Source organism: Caulobacter sp. FG7 (genome assembly GCF_057808875.1).
This window is the reverse complement of record NZ_JBMDIW010000002.1, coordinates 102,688-123,628: the sequence shown is the minus strand read 5'-3', so window position 1 is coordinate 123,628 and position 20,941 is coordinate 102,688. Positions and strand designations below refer to the sequence as shown.

Sequence of the window (20,941 nt, the reverse complement as noted above, 5' to 3'; positions counted from 1 at the left end):
TTTTTCAACTGCTCGGAGCCTGTAAATGGTCCTCATCCTGAGCTTGTCGAAGGACGAGGACCACGCACCGCGCCGCCCTACTTCCCGTCGCGGAACGGATCGGCCGGATAGACGCCCAGGATCTCGAAGCGCTCGGAGAAGAACTTCAGCTCGTCGAAGGCCAGGGCCAGGCTGCGGTCTTCGGGGCGGCCGTCGACCTCGGCGTAGAAGAAGGTGGCCGTGAAGGCCCCGTTCTCCATGTAGCTTTCCAGCTTGGTCATGTTGACGCCGTTGGTGGCGAAGCCGCCCAGGGCCTTGAACAGGGCCGCCGGCAGGTTGCGGACCCGGAACACGAAGCTGGTCACGCAGCGGTGGGTGAACGACGGGGCCGGCGGGGCCGGGTCGGCGGTCATCACGAGGAAGCGGGTGGTGTTGTGGCGCTCGTCCTCGATGTCGCGGGCCAGGATGTCGAGGTCGTAGATCTCGGCGGCCAGGGCCGGCGCGACGGCGGCGCGGGTCGGGTCGGGCTTGGCGGCCAGGGCCTTGGCGGCGCCGGCGGTGTCGCCCGCGCCCTCGGTCGAAAGGCCCAGGCGCTTCAAGCTATGCCGGCACTGGGACAGCGCGATCGGCATCGAGACGGCGGTCTTCACCGTGTCCAGCGTCACGCCCTTGTTGGTCATCAGCTGGAAGCGGATCGGCTTGAACCGCTCGCCGATGATCTTCAGGCCCGAGGCGGGGAGCAGGTGGTGGACGTCGGCGACGCGGCCGGCGATCGAGTTCTCGATCGGGATCATGCCCAGCTGCGCCGCGCCGGTCTTGATGGCCTCGAACGCCTCCTCGAAGGTGGCGCAGGGCAGGACCTGATAGTCGGGAAAGTAGGTGCGGCACGCCTCGTGGCTGTTGGCGCCGAGTTCGCCCTGGAAGGCGATGGTCTTGAGGGTGCTCATCTAACTCTTCAGTTCTTTTCGGCGTGGTCGCGGGCGGCCTGCAGGTCGGACGGATTGTCGACGGAGATCGGGGCCTCGTCCGCCACCGCCGCGCGAATGGTCAGGCCCAGTTCCATGGCCCGCAGCTGCTCCAGCTTCTCGCGCAGCTCCAGCGGCGACGGCGCGGCGGCGTTGAAGGCCTCCAGCGCCGCGCGGCGATAGCCGTAGATGCCGATGTGGCGCCACACCGGGGCGTCGCCGTAGAGCGTCGAGCGGGTGAAGTAGAGGGCGCGGCCGCCTTGGCCTGTGGCGTCCATGGCCAGCACGGCCTTGACCACGTCGGGGTTGGCGCGGTCGGCGGCCGAGGCTTCCGGCGCGACGACGGTGGCGATGTCGGCGTCGGGGTGGTCGGCCAGCTGTCCGGCGCAGGCGCTCAGCACGGCCGGGTCGACGAACGGCATGTCGCCCTGCAGGTTGATGACCACGTCGTGGGCGCCGGCCGGATCGAGCACCGCCAGGGCCGCCAGGATGCGGTCCGAGCCCGAGGGTAGGGCCGGATCGGTCAGCACGGCGCGGCCGCCGGCGGCTTCCACCGCGGCCACGATCTCGGGATCGCCGGCGGCCACGGCCACGGGGCCGATGTCGGCCGCCTGCGCCTGGCGCAGCACGCGCACGATCATCGGCAGGCCGCCGATGTCGGCCAGCGGCTTGTTGGGCAGGCGGGTGGCCGCCATGCGGGCGGGGATGAGGACGATCGGGTTCATGGTGTCACGTCTGGAAAGCGAAACGCGGTTCGCCCGGGTTGCGCACGGGGCGGTAGCGTGTCAGAGACCGGAGCGCAACACGCGCGTGGGGAGACCATGGGGGGACCCGCGCTCATAAATCGGCTCCGTCCACGCAAGACGGGTCTATAAAGAGGCTGACAAGGCTGAGATGAGCGACCTTACGTTCAACAAGATTTTCGGCGGCGTGCTTCTGACCGGTCTGGTCATCTTCGGTCTGCGCGAGGCGTCCGACATCGTCTTCAAGAAGCACGAAGTCGAAAAGCCCGGCTATGCGATCGCCGTCCAGGAAGACACCGGCGGCGAGGGCGCCGCGGCCGCCGAGGTTCCGCCCGACTGGGGTTCGGTCCTGCTGCTGCCGGCCAACATCGAGGCCGGCAAGGCCGTCTCGGCCAAGTGCGCTTCGTGCCACACCTTCACCTCGGGCGGTCCCAACGGCACCGGTCCCAACCTCTTCGGCACCCTGGGCAAGAAGCCGGGCACCCACCCGGGCTTCGGCTATTCGGGCTCGATGACCGACTTCGGCGGCCAGAACCCCGTTTGGGACTACGACCACGTCGACCAGTTCCTGAAGGCCCCAGGCAAATACATCTCGGGCACCAAGATGACCTTCGCGGGCCTGAAGAAGCAGGAAGACCGCATCGCCATCATCGCCTACCTGCACAGCCTGGGTTCGACCCTCCCGGTGCCGGCGCCCAAGCCCGCCGCCGCGGCCGCTCCGGCCGCCGACGCGGCTGCGGCCCCCGCTGCCGAAGGCGCGGCCGCTCCCGCTGCCGGCGCTCCGGCTTCAGCCGCCGCGACCGCCCCGGCTCCGGCCACGGCCGACAAGCCGACCGCGGCCCCGGCCACGCACTAAGGCCTGGCCGAACGATCGAAACGAGAAGGCCGCGGGGCTTTGGCTCCGCGGCCTTTTCTTTGCCCCCATGCGCGATAGGCTCGCGTGCGAAATCTCCGGGGATCCGCGTCATGCGTCGTCGACAGTTCCTGCTTTGCGCCGCCAGCATTCCCCTTGCCGGCGGCCTGACGGCCGGCCTCGCCCATGCCCGCCAGCAGGCGCCCGACCTCGATGTCGACACCTCCGTCGCCAGGCCGGCCTATCCGCAAGGTCGGGGGCCGCGCCTGGCCATCGACGGCGGGCACAACAACTTCCACACCGTGGACGGCCGCTTTGCGCCGTTCGCGGCGGTGGCCCGGGCCGACGGCTACCGGGTGTCGGGCCTGACCGCGCCGCTGTCGGCGGCGAGCCTGGCCGATGTCGACCTGCTGGTCGTGGCCAATCCGCTGGCGGCCGTGAACGTCGGCGACTGGAGCTTGCCGAACCCGGGCGCCTACACGCCGGAGGAAGCCGCCGCGGTGAAGGCCTGGGTCGAGGCCGGCGGCGCCCTGTTGCTGATCGCCGACCACATGCCCTTCCCCGGCGGGGCCGAGCCCCTGGCCAGGGCCTTCGGTTTCGAGTTCGACAACGGCTTCGCCCAGAAGACCGGCGGCGGGCCGGAGTTCTTCCAGCGCGCCGACAGCTCGATGCTCGACCATCCGATCACCAAGGGGATCGACCGGGTGCAGAGCTTCACCGGCTCGTCGTTCCGCGCCCCGCCGCAGGCCCAGCCGCTCCTGGTGCTGCGCGGCGGCTGGAGCGTGGCCATGCCGCAGAAGGCCTGGGAATTCGACGACAAGACCCCCCGTCACGACGGCGAGGGCCTGCTGCGCGGCGCGGCCTTGCCCGTGGGCAAGGGGCGGGTTGTGGCCATGGGCGAGGCGGCGATGTTCACCGCCCAGCTCGCCGGGCCCCAGAAGCGCAAGATGGGCTTCAACGCCCCGACCGCGCCGCAGAACAAGGCGTTCCTGCTGAACGTGTTGCACTGGCTGTCGGGGGCGTGATGCAGAGATGCTCCCCCTGAAGGGGGAGCTGTCGCGGAGCGACTGAGGGGGAAGTGATCGCCAGCCTTGCAGCCGCTCTGACTTCCGGAACTTCCCCCTCCGGTCCTTCGGACCACCTCCCCCTTCAGGGGGAGGATCTTGAAGCTATCACCCCGCCTTGCTGAAGTCGGGGGCGCGGCGTTCGGCGAAGGCCATGAAGGCTTCTCGGGCTTCGGCGGTCTGCAGGCGCTGCGCGAACAGGGCGCCTTCCTTGTCCATCAGGGCGGCGATGGCCTCGGCGTCGCGCATCAGGCCCTTGGTGACGGTCAGGGCGCCCAGCGGACGCTTGGCCAGCTGGTCGGCGGCGGCGCGGGCCTTGGCGCGCAGGTCCTCGGCCGGGACCACGGCGTTGGCCAGGCCCCAGGCGGCGGCTGTCGTTCCGTCCACCGCCTCGCCCAGGGCGAACATGGCGTAGGCGCGGGCGTGGCCGATACGGGCCGGCAGCAGCCAGCTCGACGCGGCCTCGGGGGCCAGGGCCAGGTTGACGAACGGCACGGTCAGGCGGGCGTCGGGCGCGACGAACACGAGATCGCAGTGCAGCAGCATGGTCGTGCCGACGCCGACGGCCTGGCCGTGGACGGCGGCGACCAGCGGCCGGGTGGCGTTGGCCAGGGCCTTGAGAAACCGCCACACGTGGCGCTCCTCGGTGAAGGCGCCGGTGGCCTGGGCCACGAAGTCACCCAGGTCGTTGCCGGCGCTGAAGCTGTCGCCGTCGGCCTGGAACACCACCACCCGGATCTCGGGATCGGTCTCTGCCCCCTCCAGGGCGTCGGCCAGGGCGCCGTACATGGCGTTGCTGAGCGCGTTCTTCTTCTCGGGACGCGCCAGGGTGATGGTCAGCACGCCGGCCTCGAGGCTGGTCTTGACCTGCTCGGTCTTGAGGGGCTCGGTCATACGGAATCTCCCTTGGGGAACTTGGTTTGCAGGCTCGCAAGCCAGCGGGCGACCACGGCGATCTCGTCGTCCGTGAAGCCCTCGGTGAGGTGGGCGTTGAGGTGGGCCAGACCCGCCTTGGCTTCGGCGCGGGCGGCGCGGCCATGGTCGGTCAGGTGCAGGCGCAGGGCGCGGCCGTCCCTGGGGTCGGGCCGGCGCTCGACGAGGCCGGTACGGGTCATGCGGTCGACGAGGCCGGTCATGGCCGACGGCGCCAGGTCCAGGGCCTCGGCCGCCTCGCCGATCAGCGCGCCGTCGGCGGCGCCCAGATAGAACAGCACCCCCGACTGGGCGGAGGTCAGGCCGGCGCCCTCGGTCGCGAGTTTGGACTCGATCCAGCGCTGCACGCGCCGATGGCCGGCGGCGAGCAGGAAGACGAGACGTCTGTCCGGAGCAGGGGCGGGGGGCGTCGACATACGGCGACTATATGCTTCGCGTGCGAAATATCAAACGGATGTTTCGGCGGCTTGCATCGACGCTCAACTTCCGCTTCCGATCACCGCCGGCTCGTGGAAGGGTGGCGAGATGAAAGCTGCACTTGTCTGCGTCGCCGCGATCGGCGTCCTGGCCTCCACCGCCTGCACCGAAAGCAAGCGCGCCCGCAACGACGCCACCTGGAGCGACCTGCCGGCCGACATCACCTGCTGGACCTACGGAACCGAGGTCTTCAAGGGCCGGTCCACGGGCAAGGTCTCGTACAACGACGGCGGGCGCATCTCGTTCGTGGACGCGGCCAACGGCCGCTACACGACGATCGATGGCGAGTGCCGCGTCGTCTACCTGCCGAAGAAGGCGGCCTGATCCGGCGCTAGACGGCCCGATACCACCCCACGCCCGCCTCATCGACCGTCCGCACCGCCTTGCCGCGGGCGATCAGGCAGTTGAGGTGGGCCAGGGCCTCGCCGGTGGCCATGCCCAGCAGGTCGGGGCCGATCGGTCGGGCGAACAGGGCGCCGAACGTATCCACCGCCCGGCGGGGCTCCTCCAGCTTGCCCAGCAGGCGCGAGAGGCCGCGCTCGTGGCCGGCGATCAGCTGGTCGATGCGGGCGTGCAGGCCCCGGAAGGGCGCGTTGTGGGCCGGCAGCACCAGCACCTCGTCGGGCACGGCCGCCTTGACCTTGGCCAGCGAGGTCAGCCAGTCGGCCAGCGGGTCGGCGTCGGGCTCGGTGGGGAACACCGAGACGTTGGACGAGATCTTCGGCAGCACCTGGTCGCCCGAGATCAGAAGGCCCAGCGACGGGCTCCACAGGCAGGCGTGGTCGGGCGAATGGCCCTGGCCGGTCACCACCGTCCAGTCGTGCTCGCCGATGCGGAAGGTCTCGCCGTCGGTCATCCGGCGATAGCTGTCGGGCAGGGCGTGGACGGCGCGGCCAAAACCGCCGAAGCGGGTCTTGTAGTTGTCGATGGCGTCGTCGTCCCAGCCGGCGGCGTGGAAGAACCGTACGCCGTCTTCGGGCGCCTCGCGGCCGGTGTCGGCGACCAGCATCCGGCACTGGAAATACTCCAGCCGCGTCATCCACAGCCGGCAGTCGAAGCGGCGGGTCAGCCAGCCGGCCAGGCCCACATGGTCGGGATGCAGGTGGGTGACGATGACGCGGGTGACGGGGCGGCCCTCCAGCGCACCGGCGAAGGCGGCCTTCCAGGCGGCGCTGGTGTCCTTGGTGGCCATGCCGGTGTCGACGATCGCCCAGCCCTCGCCGTCGGCCAGGGCCCAGACGTTGATGAAGCCCAGCGACCCGCCCAGCGGCTGGCGCAGCCACAGCACGCCGGGCGCGACCTCGACCGCCTGGCCCGAACCAGGCTCGGGCTCCACCTCGAAGGGATAGGCCAGACGCGGGCGGCGTGGGGTCTCGGCCTCGCCCGGTGTCTCCTCGAACCCGTCGCTCATCGCCGCTCACTCCCCTTTTGGCCGTCTCGCCAGCCCATTTTTCATGGTCAAGCCGCGCCATGATTGCGCCCCCGTCGGACGACATCTTGACCCTCGATGCAAGGGGGGGCTTAAGTCCGCCCCGAGGAATCCACCCCCAGGAGACTACAGACATGAGGCCATTCGCGATCGGCCTGACGGCCGCCCTCGCGGTCGCCGCGCTCGTTCCGGCCGCCGCCTTCGCGGCGCCGAAGGATGCCAAGCCCGCCGCCGCCGCCGTCGACGCCAAGTCGCGTGAAGCCGGTATGAAGGAAGCCCCGCCCCTGCTCACCCAGGCCGGCGTGGCGTGCCAGGTGTCGGACGCCCGACTGATCGGCGCCGACAAGAAGTCGAACACCTCCTACTACGAAGTGGCCTGTCAGGACGCCATGGGCTTCGCCCTGGTGGCCAAGAAGGACGCCCCGCCGCAGGCCTTCTCGTGCGTCGAGACCGGCCAGCCGGGCGCCGACGGCAAGGATTCGGGCCTGAAGTGCCAACTGCCGGGCAACGCCGATCCCAAGCAGGGCCTGAAGCCCTACCTGGCCACGGCCGGCGCCAGCTGCGACATGCAGAACGCCCGCGCCATCGGCACCGGCAACAACAACTCGTTCTTCGAAGTCTCCTGCGCCGGCGGCGCGGGCTACATCCTGCAGATCCCGGTGCCGATGAAGGTCGAGGGCACGGTGGCCAACAGCTGCCTGCTGTACGAGGAAACCGGCAACATCTCGTGCAAGCTGACCGACCGCGCCACCCAGCTGCAGGTCGTCGACACCCTGGCCGCCGCCGCCAAGAACAACTGCGCGGTCAAGGACAAGCGCTACATCCTGACCACCAAGACCGACAACTACTTCGAAGTCGCCTGCCAGGACGGCAAGGGCTACGTGCTGCAGCAGGCCACCGCCAACGGCGCCCTGGTCCGCGCCATCGACTGCGCCAACGCTCCCGGCGGCGCCGAGTGCACCCTGACCGACAGCCGCGCGGCCAAGACCGAGCAGGCCGGCCTCTACACCAGCCTGGCCAAGAAGGCCGGCTACGACTGCAAGGTCGAGTCCTACGGCCTGTTCCCGTCGAACGACCCCAAGAAGGAAGTCGTCGAGCTGAAGTGCTCGAACACGCCGCGGGGCGGCATCGGCGTCTTCTCGGCCGCCGACAACCGCGTCTATGACTGCGTCACCGGCGAGCTGAACGGCTTCCGCTGCAGCTACACCAAGGCCGACGTCGAGTTCACCCGCCTGTGGGACGACCTGAAGAGCTACAACAAGGCCGGCTGCCAGGTCTCGGGCGCGCGCATCATCGGCCGCACCGACACCAGCGGCTTCGTCGAAGTGGCCTGCGCCGACGGCCTGCCGGGCTGGGTGCTTTCGTACCCGCTGAACCAGGCTTCGCCGAAGCCGAACGAGCTCCTGTCCTGCCTGCAGGCCAAGGGCGTCGGTGGTGGCTGCAAGCTGCCGACCAACATCAAGAAGTAAGGGCTTTTCGGAGCTCTGACGAAGAACCCCGCCGGTGCGAACCGGCGGGGTTTTTTAATCCTCCCCCTTCAGGGGGAGGTGGCCCGGAGGGCCGGAGGGGGAAGCGGCAGCTGAGGCGCCGTGATCACTTCCCCCTCAGTCGCTCCGCGACAGCTCCCCCTTCAGGGGGAGCATCTTGCCTAAAGCGCCGCCTCGATCAGCCGCGGCCCCTTGGCCGCCATGGCCTGGGCGAGGGCCTCGTCGAAGGCTTCGGCGGTGTCGACGCGCTGGGCCGGCACGCCCATCCCCTGCGAGACCGCCACCCAGTCGATGCGCGGATCGCCAAGGTCGAGCAGCTTGCTGGCCGCGGGGCCCGGATTGCCCGCGCCCGTGCGGGAAAGCTCGATGCCGAGGATGCGATAGACGTGGTTGGCGAAGACCACGACCACGACGTCCAGCTGTTCGCGGGCGATCGTCCACAGGCCCTGCACCGTATACATGCCCGCCCCGTCGCCGGTCAGGGCCAGGACCTTGGCGCCCGGCCGGGCCACGGCCGCGCCGATGGCCAGCGGGATGCCCTGGCCGATCGCGCCGCCGGTCAGCGACAGCCAGTCGTGAGCGCGGGCGGCGCGGGTCTGGGTGAAGATCGGCAGGCCGGCGGTCACCGCGTCGTCCGAGATCACCGTGTCGGCGGGCATGTGGCGGGCGATGCTGGCGCCGATGGCCCAGGCGTCCAGCTTGCCGGCCGGCGCGGGGGGCGGGGCGTAGTGTTCGACGGGGCCGGCGGCGGGGGCCTCCAGGGCGTCGGCCAGGGCGTTCAGCGCGGCGGTCGCGTCGACCTCGCGGCCGCACAGCGTCTCCAGGCCGCAATGCTCGGGCACGAGCACGCTGGGGCGGTCGGGATAGGCGAAGAAGGCCACCGGCCGCTCGGTGGCGACCAGCACCATCAGGTCGGCGCCGTCGAGCTCCTTGAGGGCCTGCTCGCCGAAATAGGGCAGCTTGTCGGGGCGGAAGCGACCCTCGCCGCGCGCCTGTCGGGCGGTGAAGGTGTCGGTCAGCACCCGGATCCCCAGGGCCGCCAGACGCCCGGCGGCGGCGATCCCGTCCTCGCGGCAGGCGCCCGAGCCCAGCAGCAGCACCGGGGCCTTGGCCGTCTTCACCGCATGGGCGACGGCCGCCACGGTCTCGGCGTCGGGCGCGGCCGGGGCAGGGATCTCGGCGACGCCGCCGTGCACGGTCGCCGCGTTCCAGGCCGCGTCGGCCGGCAGGATCAGGCAGGCGTTTCCGCCCGGCGTTCCGTAACTGGCGGTGATCGCTTCGGCGGCCAGGGGGCCTACGCTGTCGGCGCATTCGGCCGACTTCACCCACAGCGAGTTGGGCGCGGCCAGGGCGGCGATGTCGCTGTTGAGCGGGGCGTCGAAGCCGCGGTGATAGGTGGCGTGGTCGCCGACCACGTTGACGATCGGGGTGAAGGCCCGGCGGGCGTTGTGCAGGTTGGCCGCGCCGTTGGCGTAGCCGGGGCCCAGGTGCAGCAGGGTGCAGGCCGGCTTGCCCGCGATGCGGCCGTAGCCGTCGGCGGCGCCGGTGGCCACCCCCTCGAACAGGCAGAGGATCGAACGCATCCGCGGCTCGCGGTCCAGGGCCGAGACGAACTGCATCTCGCTGGTGCCCGGATTGGCGAAGCAGGCGGTCACGCCGTTGTCGGCCAGGGTGGTGATCAGGGCGTCGGCGCCGTTCATTGTTCTCTCCCTACTCACTGAATGCTCCCCCTGAAAAGGGAGCTGTCGCGGAGCGACTGAGGGGGAAGCGCCGCCAGCTTCGTGGAAGCTGAAAACGTCCCCCCTCCGGCCCTCTGGGCCACCTCCCCCAGAGGGGGAGGATCTTTAAAACACCATCACGTCCTCGTCGGGGGCGATGGCGAACAGGCGCTCCAGCTCGGCCGGGCGGCGTTCGCGGGCCAGGGCCTGGTTGATGTAGCCCTTGTCGGTCAGCTCGCCGCTGGCTGCGTCGGGCGCGCCGGCAAGGATCAGGGCGCGGGCGACCTTGCCGGTCCCGCCCTTGCCCTGGGCGTTGAACCTTTCGAGGCCCGCGCGCACCGCCGCCCGGGCGGCGGCGGCCCCGCCCAGGGCCTCGCAGGTGCGCGGCTCCAGGAACAGCATCAGCCCGACCCCGTCGCGGCCCTCGCCGCAGACCACGGCGTCGGACGCCGCCCCGCCGATGGCCGAGATCGCCGCCACCCGCAGGGCGCCAGCGGCCACGAAGGCGCCGCTGGCCAGCTTGAAGTTCTCCACCAGGCGTCCGTCGAAGACCAGGCCGGCGGCGGGATCCTCGGGATCGGCCAGTCGGGCGGCGTCGCCCAGGCGGTAGAAGCCGTCCTCGTCGAAGGCCTCGCGGGTGGCTTCGGGCTGGTCGAGATAGCCGGGCGAGACCTGCGGGCCCTTGACCCGGATCTCCAGCTTCTCGCCGGCCGGAACCAGCTTCACCGCTGTGCCGGGCGTGGGCAGGCCGACCATGCCAGAGCGGGCGTTCAGCCAGTGGATGTTGCAGGCGGTCGGGCCGGTCTCGGTCGCGCCATAGCCGGCCGCGAAGGTGATGCGTTCGCCGGTCGTCGCCAGGGCCACGGCCTGCACGCGGTCGAGGATAGACTGGGCCATCGAGGCGCCGCCGTATTGCAGCACCCGCACGCGTGAGAAGAAGGTCTGGGCCAGCGCCGGGTCGCGCTCCAGCTCCCCGACCAGCAGGCCCCAGCCGGCCGGCACCATGTTGTGATAGGTCGGCGAGACCTCGTGCAGGTTGCGCAGCGTGTCGGCAAAGCGCCCGGGCACGGGCTGGCCGGCGTCGATGTGCAGCGTGCCGCCCCGGTGCAGCACCATGTGCAGGATGGCGTTGGCGCCCAGGCTGTGGCTCCAGGGCGCGGAATTGACCAGCACCGGCGGGTCGGGGTCGGCGTAGCAGGCCTCGATCTGGGCGGCGTTCAGGGCAATGTTGGCGTGGGTGCAGATCACCGCCTTGGGTCGTCCGGTCGAGCCCGAGGTCAGCAGCAGCTTGGCGATGTCGTCGCCCTGGGCCACGTCGGCCGCCGGCGGGCTGGCCAGAAGGGCTTCGAACGGCTGGTCGCCGGGACGCGGGTTACGGCTGGCGATCACCGGCAGGCCGTCCAGGCAGTCGTGGTCCAGGGCCTGGGCGAAGGCGGCGGCGTCGTCGACATAGACCGCCGACGGCTTGATCCGCTCCACCGCCTGGACGAGACGCGAGAGATCCGCGCCCAGCAGGCCGTACTGCGGCGAGACCGGCGCGGCCGGCGCGCCCAGGCTCATGGCGGCATAGGCGATCAAGGCGTGGTCGATCCCGTTGCGGGCCAGGATCAGCAGCGGCTTGCCACGCGACAGGCCCAGGGTCTCAAGGCCGCCGGCCAGGGCCGCCACGCGGGTCGCCGCCTCGCCGTAGGTCACGGTGCGCCAGCCGTCCTGCCCCTCGATCCGTTCGGCCAGCCAGACCCGGTCGGGGGCCTGCGCCGCCCAGCGGGCCAGCGGGGCGGTCACCGTCGTCACCGCATCGGAATAGGGCATGGGGTTGCGCAGGATCAGCGTATCGCCGCGACGTTCGACCTCCAGGGCGCGCGGGGCGTAGCGGGCGTCACGGAAGGGGGCGTCATCGAGGGATTCCATCCCCTTTTATGTCCCGCCGCAAACGCGCGTTCAATCCTCGCCGAGCGCCGTTCGGCGGCGTTCCAGCCACAGCCGCTCGGCCGGGGCGGGATCCAGCGCCAGGGCGCGGTCGTATGCGGCGCGGGCCTCGGCCGGGCGGGAAAGGCGGGCCAGCAGGTCGGCGCGCACGGCGTGGAATGGGCGGAAGGCGGCCAGGCGCTCGGCGTCCAGCTGGTCGACCTCGGCCAGGGCGGCCTGTGGACCCGCGACCTCGGCCAGGGGCACGGCGCGGTTGAGGCGAGCCACCGCGTCGTCGCGCCAGACCAGCAGGGCGTCGTAGAGGGCCAGCACCGCGCCCCAGCGCGGCGGCTCGTCCAGGCTTCGGCGACCGCACCAGACGGCGTGGACGGCGGCCTGAAGTTGGCGGGGGCCAGGCCTGTTCAGATCGGCGGCGCGGCGCAGATAGGCCTGCGCCTCGTCGATCAGCGGGCGGCGCCAGAGCGCGGGGTCCTGCTGGGAGAGCGGCGTCATGGCCCCGGTCTCGTCCAGCCGGGCCGGCCGCCGAGCCTCGGCGTAGCGGACCAGCGCGGCCAGGGCCAGGCATTCGGCCTCGCCTGGGGCCAGCTCGGCCAGCGCCGCCGTCAGGTCTAGGATCTCGCGGGCGTAGGCCGCGTGGGCCCCGGCGCCGGCGGCGTCCTCGTGGGCCTTGGAATAGGCGACCTCCAGCGTCGACAGCACCGCCGAAAGTCGCTCGGGCCAGGCCTCGGGGCCGGGGACCTCGAAGGCGACGCCCGCCTGGGCGATCTTCTTCTTGGCGCGGGTCAGGCGCTGGAACATCGCCGCCTCGGTCACCAGGAAGGCGCGGGCGATCTCCTGCACCGACAGCCCGCAGACCAGGCGCAGGGTCAGGGCCGCCCGCGACTCCGGGGCCACGGCGGGATGGCAGCAGACGAAGATCAGCCGCAGGCGCTCGTCGGGGATCAGCCGTTCGTCCGAGGTCAGGGCGTCCTCGATGGTCGGTTCCGGCTCTGGCGCGTCTGGCGACAGCCGCGATCGCACCGCCCGCCGGCGCAGGGCGTCCAGCGCGCAGCGGCGAGCGGCGGCGTAGAGCCAGGCGGCCGGCTGGCGCGGGACGCCGTCGCGCGGCCAGGTCGCCGCCGCCCGGGCGCAGGCCTCGGCGAAACTGTCCTCGGCCAGGTCGAGGTCGCGGAAGCTGGCGGCCAGGGCGGCGATGATCCGGCCGCCGGCCTCGCGCGCGGCGCGGTCGAGCTCGGGGCTCACGCCGCCTCGGCCAGCGGCCGCACCTCGACCGCGCCGTCGCCCAGCGGCAGGCGGCGGGCCCAGGCCAGGGCCGCGTCCAGGTCGCGGGCCTCGATCAAGTAGAGGCCGGCCAGCGGCTCGCCGGCCTCGGCGTGGGGGCCGTCGTGCAGGGGGCGGTCCCGCCGCAGGGTGGTGGCGGTGTCCGGGCTCTTCAGCGCCGCCTGCCCCCGCAGGACCCCCGCCGCCGAAAGGGCGGCGGCGAAGGCCCGGCGGACCGGCGCCAGCGCGGCGGCGGCCGCCTCGTCCTCATAGACCAGCAGGGCGTAGCGCACGGCCTAGCCGCAATTGTCGCCGGCGGGACGGATCTCGATCTTGCCGCCGGGCGACAGCGGGATCTTCCGCGCCCATTCCACCGCCGCGGCGTGGTCGGCGACGTCGACCAGGTAGAAGCCGCCCAGCTGCTCGTGGGTCTCGGCGAAGGGGCCGTCGTGCACGACGCCGTCCTGGGTCAGGGTCGAGGCCGCTTCGGTGGGGGCCAGTTCCGAGCCGCTCCAGTCGAGGCCGGCCGCCTGCAGTTCGTCGGTGAACCGCATGTGCCCGGCGATGACGTCGGCCAGCAGCGCCCGCCCGGTCTCGCCGGCGTAGTGGGCCTCGGTCTCGTAGATCAGCAGCATGTATTTCATGGCGGGTCTCCGTCCGGCGGACGCCCTGTGCGCCGCCTTCGAAGGAGAGACGCGCCGGACCGGCCGCATTCGACAGCGCCGGCGAAAAAAGTCGAGCCCCCAGGACCTGCCGCAAGCGCGTTTACCGATGGCTTCAATGCGGATAGCTTCGCGCAAAGATTGTGCCTTGGGGGAGGCGACCATGATCCGGCTGGCGGTATTCTGCGACGGCACCTGGAACGGGCTGCAGATGCAGAACCTGACCAATGTCGCCCGGCTGGCGCGCTCGGTGGTGCGCGATCCGCCCGGCCAGAACGGCAAGCCCGGCGTGCCGCAGGTGGTCTATTACGACGAGGGCGTGGGCACCGCGACCGGAGTCAGCCGCACCAGCGACCGCCTGGAAGCCATCCTCGGCGGGGCCTTCGGGGCGGGCCTGGATCGCAAGATCGAGCAGGCCTACCGCTTCATCGTCCTGAACTACAAGGAGCCGGACGACGAGATCTTCATCTTCGGCTTCAGCCGCGGCGCCTACACCGCCCGCAGCCTGTGCGGCCTGATCCGCAAGTGCGGCATCCTGCGTCCCGAGCACCTGCAGCGGGTGCCCGAGGCGATGGCGCTCTATCGCAACCGCAAGATCCATCCCGCCGGGCCCGAGTGCCAGGAGTTCCGCGACCGCTATTCGCGGCGCGAGGTGGTGGGCAGCGAGGACCTGCTGCGCAAGGTCGGCGAGACCACCGTGACCCGGCGGGCGGCCGACGCGGCCGAGGGCGAGGAGTGCCTTCTGACCGACGAGGTTCGTCGCAGGCGGGCCGTGCGCATCCGCTATCTGGGCTTGTGGGACACAGTGGGGGCGCTGGGCGTGCCCGACCGCTTCTGGCTGCTGTCGGCCTTCAACAAGCGCTTCCGCTTTCACGACACCGAAGCCTCCAAGCTGATCGAGAGCCTGCGCCACGCCATCGCCGCCGACGAGGACCGCCGCACCTTCAGCGCCGCGCCGTTCTCCAACATCCGTGACCTGAACATCACCGCCACCGAGGAGCTGAACGCCGGGACCAAGGCGCGCAACGCGCGGGCGGCCAAGGCGGGACGCGAAGTCGCGCCCCTGGCCCAGGTCGTCGACCGCAGGGCGCCCGGCTACATCCCCTATGGCGAGCGGCGCTACCAGCAGAAGTGGTTCCCGGGCGACCACGGGGCGGTAGGCGGCGGCAATTTCGAGCTGGGCCTGTCGAGCGCCGCCCTGCTGTGGGTGGCGCAGGGCGCGCAGGCGGCGGGCCTGGTCTTCGACGACCGGCCGGACGGCGAGCTGGCCCAGGCCGGAGACCTGGCCAATCCGCTGGTCGACTGGCGGATCGGACGCCGGCCCGGAACGCTGCGGCCGGTGTGGATGACCGACCTCCTGGGCATGATCGGCGGCTATCGCTCGCGGGCGGTGTCGATCGGGCGCGACGAGGTGCATCCCGGCGCGCGCCTGCGCTGGACGCGGATGGCGCACTACCGGCCCAAGGTGTTCTCGCCGTTCACCGGCGAGACGAGGCTGGGCCCGCACCGCTATGTCGAGCTGTTCACCGGCCCGCCGTTCCGGCTGCTGTTCGTGCTGGCGCTGATCGCCGGCGCCCTGCTGCTGGTCTGGCTGCTGGGCGTGGTGGCCCACGAGCTGCTGCGGCTGCTGCCCTTCGGGATCGGCGCGCCGGCGGCCGACGTCCTGGCGGGCGTCGGCGCCTGGGTGCGCGGTCTGTTTGGGAGGTAGGTCCGATCGACATTCAGGCCCGGTGCGCGGCCCTCGCCCTTCGACAAGCTCAGGGTGAGGTCCATCTACAGGCCCGAGCGATGGAAAAACCTCATCCTGAGCTTGTCGAAGGACGAGGTTTTCGTCTCAACCGGTGAGGTGTCGATCCTCTCCGGCGCCCTAGTGCGCCAGGGTTTCCAGGAAGCGCACCGGCTCGCCGCGGCCCTCGGCCACGATCTCGTCGTCGCGCATGACCACGATGCCACGGACGATGGTGGCCACCGGCCAGGCCTTGGCCTCGAAACCGTCGAACGGGGTCCAGCCGGCGCGGTTGGCCATCTGCTCGTGGGTGATGACCTTGCGGGCCTTCATGTCGACGATGGTGAAGTCGGCGTCGAAGCCTTCGGCCAGGCGGCCCTTGTCGGCCAGGCCGAACACGCGGTTGACGCCGTGGCTGGTCAGGTCGACGAACCGCTCGAGGGAGAGCTTGCCGTCGACCACGTGGGTCAGCATCACCGGCACCAGGGTCTGCACGCCCGGCATGCCCGACGGCGAGGCCGGGTAGGGGCGGGCCTTCTCCTCGCGGGTGTGCGGGGCGTGGTCGCTGCCCAGCACGTCGGCGATGCCGGCCTCGATGCCGCGCCAGACGCCGGCCACGTGATAGGCGTCGCGGATCGGCGGATTCATCTGGGCGAAGCCCTTCAGCCGCTCATAGGCTTCGGGCGCGACCAGCGTCAGGTGCTGGGGCGTGACCTCGACGCTGGCGACGTCCTTGTTCAGCGCCAGGAAGTCGATCTCTTCCTTGGTGGTCACGTGCAGCACGTGGATGCGCTTGCCCAGGTTCTTGGCGATGCGCACCAGGCGGTGGGTCGACTGCAGGGCGGCCTGGGCGTCGCGCACCTCGGGGTGGCTGGTCCAGTCGCCGGGACGGGCCAGGCTGCGGCGATCGGCCAGGCGGTACTCGTCCTCCGAGTGGAAGGCCGCGCGGCGGTTGACGTGCCGCAGCACGTTCTCGACGCCCTCGTCGTCCTGCACCAGCAGGCTGCCGGTCGAGGCGCCCATGAACACCTTGATGCCGCAGCAGCCGGGCAGGCGTTCCAGCTCGCCCAGGAAGTTGGCGTTCTCGTGCGTGCCGCCGACATAGAAGGCGTGGTCGGTGTGCATGCGGTTCTTGGCGCGCGACAGCTTGTCGGCCAGGGCGTCAGGATCGGTGGTGGTCGGCTCGGTGTTGGGCATCTCGAACACGGCGACGACGCCGCCGAGGGCCGCACCGCGGCTGCCGCTTTCGAGGTCTTCCTTCCACTCCAGGCCCGGCTCGCGGAAGTGCACCTGGCTGTCGATCACGCCCGGCAGCACGGTCAGGCCCGAGGCGTCGAACACCTCGCCGGCGCTGGCCTGGGAGAGGTCGCCGATGGCGACGATCTTGCCGCCGCGTACGCCGATGTCGGTGATCCCGCGCCCGGCGTGGTTCACCACCTCGCCCCCACGGACGATCAGGTCGAAGGTCTGGGACATGGGGCGCGCTCCTGCGGTGGTTTGGGGCGGTCTAGGTCCGCTGGGGAGCGGTGGCAACACGTTTCATTCGCCGTTGCACCCCAACTCCGAGCTTCCCCGCGAAGGCGGGGATCCAAGCGGGATTGGCGACCTCTGGAAAGCGTCAGGGGAGAACTGGTTTCTGACTCAGCTTGGGCCCCCGCCTTAGCGGGGGAAATCGGGGGAGGGGTTAGGGTTGGGCCCCTTTGTCCAGGTCGAACGACACCCGGAACAGGCGGCCGGGGCGGGAGAGCTCGTAGGTGAAGGCCTGGTCGGTCAGGCCCAGCGACCAGACGTTGGTGTTGGACACCGCGCGGTCCAGGCGGGTGAACATCGCCTTGGACTCCGTGTCGACCGGAAAGCGCTGCAATTGGGCTGTTCCCGCCTCGACCGTGTCGCCGCCATAGCGGGAAAGCTCGTCCTCGACGCCGTCGGCGTGGCGGTGGTCGTGCTTGAGGCGCAAGCCGCCGTCCTCGAGGCGGGTGATGATCCACGTGCGCGAGCGGTCTTCGCCCACGTGGAAGGGGATGCGGATCTCGCGGGCGTCGCAGCTGGCCACGGTCATCACCAGCGCCGACTTGCGGAACGGCTCGTCGGCGGCGTCGCCGGCGACGACCTGGCCGGTCAGGGTCTTGCCGCACAGGGCGGTCAGTCGGGCGAAGAACTGGTCGGCCGGCGTCTTGGGCGCTGGAAGGGGCGCAGGGAGGGGCGCGGCGGCGGCCGGGGCGGCCGAGAGGCCAAGCAGCGCGCACAGCGCCAGGATCGCCTTCATTGCATCAGGCCTGCGGGCTGGCTTCGCCGTCCGGGCGCTTGCGGCGGCGGGGCGAGACCTTGAGCTTGGGTTCGGCCTCAGGCGCGGGCGGCGCGGCGGGCAGGTCGAGCGGCAGCTCCGGCGCGGCTTCGCTGGCCAGGGGCGTCTCTGCTTGTGCTTCGGGCGGCGTATCGACCGGCGCTTCGGCCTCGACAGCGGGCTGGGGCTCCACGATCGTCGCGGGAACGACGGCGGCGCGGGCTTCGTCCAGCAGCTCGATCGCGGCGCGCACGACCTTGGCCACCGGCAGGTCGCTCATGTGGCGGATGGCCTGCGAAAGGTCCGGGTCGACGGCCTTGAACTGGTCGAAGTCGCGCGGGCCGCGCACGGCGCGGGTCAGCGGGCCCCAGGGGCCGTAGCGGCGCTCGTCCGATGGGCCGAACAGGCCGACGGTCGGCGTGCCGGCGGCGGCGGCGATGTGCATCAGGCCGCTGTCGTTGCCGATGAAGAGGTCGGCGCGCTTCAGGCAGGCATAGGCGGTCAGCAGGTCCACCTTGCCCGTCAGGTCGATGCATCTGCCTCGGGCGGAAGCCATCCGCAGCTCCTCGACCATGCGGCCGTCCTCGGGACCGCCCAGGATCAGCAGGCGCCCGCCCTCCAGCTTGCCGCCGGGGCCCAGCAGCTGGGCGGCGGTCTGGGTGAAGCGCTCGATCGGCCAGACCTTGCCGATCCAGTTGGCGGCCGGGCCCATGGCCAGGATCGGGCCTGCCGGTTCGTTGCCGCGCGGGGCCAGCATCTGGTCGGCCAGGGCCTGGACCTCGGGCGTGATGTAGAGGTGCGGAGCCGGCGGATCGCCGTCGATCTTCAGCACGCGAGCGGTCTCGACCACCTTGTGGGCGATTTCGCCTGGGGTCTTCTTCCAGATCGCCCGCTTCTCGCGGCGCAGGAAGAGGGCGGTGGCTGAGCCGCGCAGGTCGACGACCAGGCCCCACTTCTTGTGGCGCACCTGGTTCCACAGCTTGAACCAGTGGCCCTTGCCCTTGCCCTTCTCCATGACGATCACGCGATCGAGGCCGGGCACGTGGGCGAACAGCGGCGCGGCCAGCGGGCCGGCGACGATGGTGAAGCGGGCGTTGGGGATCTCGTCGGCCAGCATTTTGATGAGGCCGGACGACAGCACGGCGTCGCCAATACGCGTGGCGGTGATGAAGAGAATCGGGAAGGCCCGCTGTGTCATCGGTCCATGTATAGGGTGAACCGGCTGTCAACGCATCCCGTTATCCCGCTTAAGCTTTCTTGAGCCGAAAGACTGGCGTCGGCGTCGCCTCGGCGCCACATGTGCGGCCATGACTAGCACGCGTCTCGCCCATCTCCCGTCCCGCGCCGTCATCGCCGTCGCCGGCCCCGACTGGCGCAGCTTCCTGCAGGGCCTGCTGACCCAGGACGTCGACAGCCTGGCGCCGGGCGAGTTGCGCTTTTCCGGCCTGCTGACGCCGCAGGGGCGGCTGCTCTACGACCTGTTCGTGGCCGGCTTGCCGGACGGGGCGCTGCTGGACGTCGCCGCCGAGCACCGCGAGACGATCGACTCGCGCCTTTCCATGTATCGCCTGCGGGCCAAGGTCGAGATCGGGTCACTTGACCTGACGGTGGCGGCCGCCTTCGATCCCGCCGGCGCGCCGGTGACGGGCGAGGGGCTCTATGCCGATCCGCGCCTGCCGGCCCTGGGCGCGCGCGCGTACGGCTCTGCCGGCGAGCCCGACGCCGACGAGGCCGCCTACGAGGCCCATCGCCTGGCCCTGGGCGTGCCCGGGCCGGCCGACTGGCTGAGCGACAAGAATTATCCGATCGAAGCCGACTTCGATCTGCTGGGCGGCATCGACTTCAAGAAGGGCTGCTTCGTCGGCCAGGAGACCACCAGCCGCATGAAGCGGCGCGGCACGATCAAGAACCGCATGCTGCCGATCGTCTTCGACGGCCCTGCTCCGGCCTTCGGGGCCGAGGTGCTGGCCGGCGAGCTGCGCGCCGGCGAGGTGCTGAGCGGAAGCGACGGCCGGGCCATGGCCCTGCTGCGGTTGGACCGCATCGAGGGCGCCCAGCTGACCGTCGACGGCCGTCCGGTGCGGGTCGACCGGCCCGAGTGGGTTCCGCAGACGCCGGCGGCGGGCTGAGACGAAGCCCCGTCCTTCGACAGGCTCAGGATGAGGTTTTCCACAGTCCGGGCCTGTAAATGGTCCTCATCCTGAGCCTGTCGAAGGACGAGGACCACACACCGGACCTGGCTATCGAGACGCCTTAGCGGCAGCGGCCGTAGCGGTCGGGCGAGGCGCCGGGACCGCCGCGCCAGCCAGGCGGGTTCTCCCAGTTGGTGCCGGGGCCGCCGCGGGGGCCGGGCGGGTTGTCGTCGCGGTCGAGCCAGCAGCGGCGAGCCTGGTTCCACCAGCCGTAGGTCGGGTGCCAGTAGCCGAAGCGCGGGTTGTAGTAGTAGCCGCGGCGATAGTCGAAGCGGACCTTCTGGCCTTGCCAGCGGTAGAAGCGGCGATCGGGCGAGGCGCCGGGGCCGCCGCGCCAGCCGGGCGGGTTCTCCCAGTTGGTGCCCGGACCGCCGCGCGGACCGGGCGGGTTGTCATCCCTGTCGCGATGCTGGGCGAGGACCGGCGAGGCGGTCATGGTCGCGGTCGCCAGGGCGAGCGCGGCGAGCGTTCGGAAAGCGCGCATGAGCGGCTTCTCCTTGTCGTTGGCGTCCCTCTCGCCAAGCCAAACGTGCGAGACCGGCGTTTCCGTCGCGGGTGGGAGAATGTTCCCTGAAAGTTCTGGTTTTCGGCGCGCGGTCTGCTAGCGTCGCGGCATGACTGAGATCCATCGCTGCACCTGGCGGGGCATGAACGGCGACCCGCTGTACGAGGCCTACCACGACACCGAGTGGGGCGTGCCCGAGTGGGACGGCCGCGCCCTTTGGGAAAAGCTCGTGCTCGACGGCTTCCAGGCCGGGCTGTCGTGGATCACCATACTGCGCAAGCGCGAGGCCTTCCGCGAGGCCTTCGCCAACTTCGATCCCGAGGTCGTGGCTAGGTTCGGCGAGGCCGACCGCGCCCGGCTGATGGCCGACGCCGGCATCATCCGCTCCAACGCCAAGATCGACGCGGCCATCAACGGCGCGCGGATCTATCTCGACATGCGCGAGCGCGGCGAGGACTTCTCGCGCTTCCTGTGGGACATCGTCGGCGACGCGCCGATCCAGAACGCCTTCACCGGCATGGGCGACGTCCCGGCCCAGACGCCGCTGGCGGTCGACATGGCCAAGGCGCTGAAGGCCAAGGGCTACAAGTTCTGCGGTCCGGTGATCGTCTATGCCTTCATGCAGGCGGTCGGCATGGTCAACGACCACTTCGTCACCTGCTTCCGCCACGAGGAATGCAAGGCGCTGGGGCATCGTCACCAGGGGGAGCTCAATTTTCTGGAGAGATAAAGTCT

21 protein-coding genes are annotated in these 20,941 nt (G+C 71.0%); 7 read left to right on the top strand and 14 right to left on the bottom strand.

Annotation, left to right across the window (positions count from 1 at the left end; genetic code table 11):
• Positions 1-77: 77 nt before the first annotated feature.
• A complete protein-coding gene (locus tag ACODR1_RS02325) occupies positions 78-926 on the bottom strand; it encodes a prephenate dehydratase (RefSeq protein WP_488879010.1) in 849 nt (282 codons plus the stop codon).
• Between the two features lie 8 nt (positions 927-934).
• A complete protein-coding gene (locus ACODR1_RS02320; protein WP_488879009.1) occupies positions 935-1,669 on the bottom strand; it encodes a 3-deoxy-manno-octulosonate cytidylyltransferase in 735 nt (244 codons plus the stop codon).
• A gap of 169 nt (positions 1,670-1,838) precedes the next feature.
• Here ACODR1_RS02320 and ACODR1_RS02315 point away from each other — a divergent pair, with 169 nt between their 5' ends.
• Both ACODR1_RS02315 and ACODR1_RS02310 read left to right on the top strand, forming a co-directional pair.
• The gene (locus tag ACODR1_RS02315) at positions 1,839-2,543 is read left to right on the top strand and encodes a c-type cytochrome (RefSeq protein ID WP_101717224.1); all 705 of its coding nucleotides are present in this window, start codon (positions 1,839-1,841) and stop codon (positions 2,541-2,543) included.
• Between the two features lie 110 nt (positions 2,544-2,653).
• Positions 2,654-3,565 carry a hypothetical protein gene (locus tag ACODR1_RS02310; protein WP_488879008.1) on the top strand — a complete coding sequence of 304 codons (912 nt, stop codon included), beginning with the start codon at positions 2,654-2,656 and terminating at the stop codon, positions 3,563-3,565.
• Between the two features lie 147 nt (positions 3,566-3,712).
• Here ACODR1_RS02310 and ACODR1_RS02305 read toward each other — a convergent pair whose 3' ends face one another.
• Both ACODR1_RS02305 and ACODR1_RS02300 read right to left on the bottom strand, forming a co-directional pair.
• The gene (locus ACODR1_RS02305) at positions 3,713-4,498 is read right to left on the bottom strand and encodes an enoyl-CoA hydratase (protein WP_488879007.1); all 786 of its coding nucleotides are present in this window, start codon (positions 4,496-4,498) and stop codon (positions 3,713-3,715) included.
• Positions 4,495-4,953, bottom strand: a complete 459-nt coding sequence (locus ACODR1_RS02300) for a MarR family winged helix-turn-helix transcriptional regulator (RefSeq protein WP_488879006.1) — start codon at positions 4,951-4,953, stop codon at positions 4,495-4,497. The genes ACODR1_RS02305 and ACODR1_RS02300 overlap by 4 nt, the downstream gene beginning before the upstream one ends.
• A 109-nt stretch (positions 4,954-5,062) precedes the next feature.
• Here ACODR1_RS02300 and ACODR1_RS02295 point away from each other — a divergent pair, with 109 nt between their 5' ends.
• Complete coding sequence (locus ACODR1_RS02295) at positions 5,063-5,338, top strand: hypothetical protein (protein ID WP_488879005.1); 276 nt, start codon at positions 5,063-5,065, stop codon at positions 5,336-5,338.
• Positions 5,339-5,345: 7 nt separating this feature from the next.
• Here the strand turns inward: ACODR1_RS02295 and ACODR1_RS02290 are convergent, their stop codons facing one another.
• Positions 5,346-6,425, bottom strand: coding sequence for an MBL fold metallo-hydrolase (locus ACODR1_RS02290; RefSeq protein WP_488879004.1), 1,080 nt, complete (start codon positions 6,423-6,425; stop codon positions 5,346-5,348).
• A 152-nt stretch (positions 6,426-6,577) separates the two neighbouring features.
• On the opposite strand from ACODR1_RS02290, the gene ACODR1_RS02285 reads away from it, so the two are divergent.
• Complete coding sequence (locus ACODR1_RS02285; protein WP_488879003.1) at positions 6,578-7,912, top strand: hypothetical protein; 1,335 nt, start codon at positions 6,578-6,580, stop codon at positions 7,910-7,912.
• Between the two features lie 179 nt (positions 7,913-8,091).
• Here ACODR1_RS02285 and ACODR1_RS02280 read toward each other — a convergent pair whose 3' ends face one another.
• The 5 genes from ACODR1_RS02280 to ACODR1_RS02260 form a co-directional block, all read right to left on the bottom strand.
• Positions 8,092-9,630 (bottom strand): acetolactate synthase large subunit, encoded by a 1,539-nt coding sequence (locus tag ACODR1_RS02280; RefSeq protein WP_488879002.1) that lies wholly within the window; start codon positions 9,628-9,630, stop codon positions 8,092-8,094.
• A 144-nt stretch (positions 9,631-9,774) separates the two neighbouring features.
• Positions 9,775-11,559, bottom strand: a complete 1,785-nt coding sequence (locus ACODR1_RS02275; protein ID WP_488879001.1) for a feruloyl-CoA synthase — start codon at positions 11,557-11,559, stop codon at positions 9,775-9,777.
• Positions 11,560-11,589: 30 nt separating this feature from the next.
• On the bottom strand, positions 11,590-12,819 hold the full coding sequence (locus tag ACODR1_RS02270) for an RNA polymerase sigma factor (RefSeq protein ID WP_488879000.1): 1,230 nt from the start codon (positions 12,817-12,819) through the stop codon (positions 11,590-11,592).
• Positions 12,816-13,130 carry a YciI family protein gene (locus ACODR1_RS02265; RefSeq protein WP_488878999.1) on the bottom strand — a complete coding sequence of 105 codons (315 nt, stop codon included), beginning with the start codon at positions 13,128-13,130 and terminating at the stop codon, positions 12,816-12,818. Before ACODR1_RS02265 ends, ACODR1_RS02270 begins: the two co-directional genes overlap by 4 nt.
• Positions 13,131-13,133: 3 nt before the next feature.
• On the bottom strand, positions 13,134-13,481 hold the full coding sequence (locus tag ACODR1_RS02260) for a YciI family protein (protein WP_488878998.1): 348 nt from the start codon (positions 13,479-13,481) through the stop codon (positions 13,134-13,136).
• A gap of 181 nt (positions 13,482-13,662) precedes the next feature.
• Between ACODR1_RS02260 and ACODR1_RS02255 the strand changes: the two genes are divergently transcribed.
• Positions 13,663-15,207, top strand: a complete 1,545-nt coding sequence (locus tag ACODR1_RS02255; protein WP_488878997.1) for a T6SS phospholipase effector Tle1-like catalytic domain-containing protein — start codon at positions 13,663-13,665, stop codon at positions 15,205-15,207.
• A gap of 159 nt (positions 15,208-15,366) precedes the next feature.
• Here ACODR1_RS02255 and ACODR1_RS02250 read toward each other — a convergent pair whose 3' ends face one another.
• From ACODR1_RS02250 to ACODR1_RS02240, 3 genes are all read right to left on the bottom strand, one after another.
• Positions 15,367-16,701 carry a dihydroorotase gene (locus ACODR1_RS02250; RefSeq protein ID WP_488878996.1) on the bottom strand — a complete coding sequence of 445 codons (1,335 nt, stop codon included), beginning with the start codon at positions 16,699-16,701 and terminating at the stop codon, positions 15,367-15,369.
• A gap of 208 nt (positions 16,702-16,909) precedes the next feature.
• Positions 16,910-17,491, bottom strand: coding sequence for a hypothetical protein (locus ACODR1_RS02245; protein WP_488878995.1), 582 nt, complete (start codon positions 17,489-17,491; stop codon positions 16,910-16,912).
• 4 nt (positions 17,492-17,495) lie between these two features.
• Positions 17,496-18,707: a glycosyltransferase family 9 protein gene (locus ACODR1_RS02240; protein ID WP_488878994.1), complete on the bottom strand. Its 1,212-nt coding sequence runs from the start codon at positions 18,705-18,707 to the stop codon at positions 17,496-17,498.
• A gap of 109 nt (positions 18,708-18,816) precedes the next feature.
• Here ACODR1_RS02240 and ygfZ point away from each other — a divergent pair, with 109 nt between their 5' ends.
• Positions 18,817-19,638: a CAF17-like 4Fe-4S cluster assembly/insertion protein YgfZ gene (gene ygfZ / locus ACODR1_RS02235; RefSeq protein WP_488878993.1), complete on the top strand. Its 822-nt coding sequence runs from the start codon at positions 18,817-18,819 to the stop codon at positions 19,636-19,638.
• A 124-nt stretch (positions 19,639-19,762) separates the two neighbouring features.
• Here ygfZ and ACODR1_RS02230 read toward each other — a convergent pair whose 3' ends face one another.
• Complete coding sequence (locus ACODR1_RS02230; RefSeq protein ID WP_488878992.1) at positions 19,763-20,185, bottom strand: hypothetical protein; 423 nt, start codon at positions 20,183-20,185, stop codon at positions 19,763-19,765.
• 130 nt (positions 20,186-20,315) lie between these two features.
• Here ACODR1_RS02230 and ACODR1_RS02225 point away from each other — a divergent pair, with 130 nt between their 5' ends.
• The gene (locus ACODR1_RS02225; RefSeq protein WP_488878991.1) at positions 20,316-20,936 is read left to right on the top strand and encodes a DNA-3-methyladenine glycosylase I; all 621 of its coding nucleotides are present in this window, start codon (positions 20,316-20,318) and stop codon (positions 20,934-20,936) included.
• The last annotated feature ends 5 nt before the right edge of the window (positions 20,937-20,941 follow it).